This window comes from Amycolatopsis sp. w19 (genome assembly GCF_051373225.1).
In the GTDB taxonomy this organism is placed as follows: domain Bacteria; phylum Actinomycetota; class Actinomycetes; order Mycobacteriales; family Pseudonocardiaceae; genus Amycolatopsis; species Amycolatopsis japonica.
Genome location: NZ_JBPQFM010000072.1, coordinates 1 through 674, shown reverse-complemented (window position 1 = coordinate 674; position 674 = coordinate 1). Strand labels below are relative to the sequence as shown.

Annotated in this window: 1 protein-coding gene; it reads right to left on the bottom strand. The window is 34.4% G+C overall.

Going from position 1 to position 674, the window contains the following annotated elements; all coding sequences use genetic code 11:
- Positions 1-674: GerAB/ArcD/ProY family transporter (locus ACSMFO_RS40185; protein WP_436462543.1), on the bottom strand; the 674-nt coding region annotated here is incomplete at both ends.

Here is a 674-nt window from a genome sequence, read left to right as displayed (position 1 = left end):
GAAATCAGGTTTCTTAAGTTTTGCTCTATTTTTGAAGAAAGCTACAGTAAGAAGCAAAAGAGGAATTATGACTTGAAAAGGGATATTTAAAGAAAATGGCATTATTTCAAGCGCTTCTTGTATGAGTTCTTCATAATTACTTGCCAAGGCTAGAGAATAAAATAGAATGACCATTCCTAAGGGATAGCATAGTTTAGATGGAGACTTAATCTCAAATAAATTTGCTGTACCTATTACCACAGCGTAGAACAATACGCTTGTCTTAAAAAATCCTCCAATAATGTAGGTAAGCATGAAGAATACGTCTAGGCGTTCTAAGAAATCAGCAACCTGAATACTTTGAACGGTACTCAAAAGAGGAAACTGGGAACGAGCAGTTAGACTTACTCCCAGCACACTAATATTTATAAGCATAGTAATCATTAAATTAATCCCAGTTAATCCAATAGCACTTAACCCAATTCCTTTGCTCATCTTCTTTACATAAGGAAAAACCATCAAAAACACAACTGTTTCACCAAATGGAAAATATATACTTTCGGTCAAGGCAACTTTTAGTGGCAACCAAATGCCTTCTTCTAATACTGGTTGTAAATTTTTAAAGTCGATTAAACCAGCACAGATAATAAGCAGGAATCCACAAATGGCAGACAGGTAGATCAACATAAATAGAA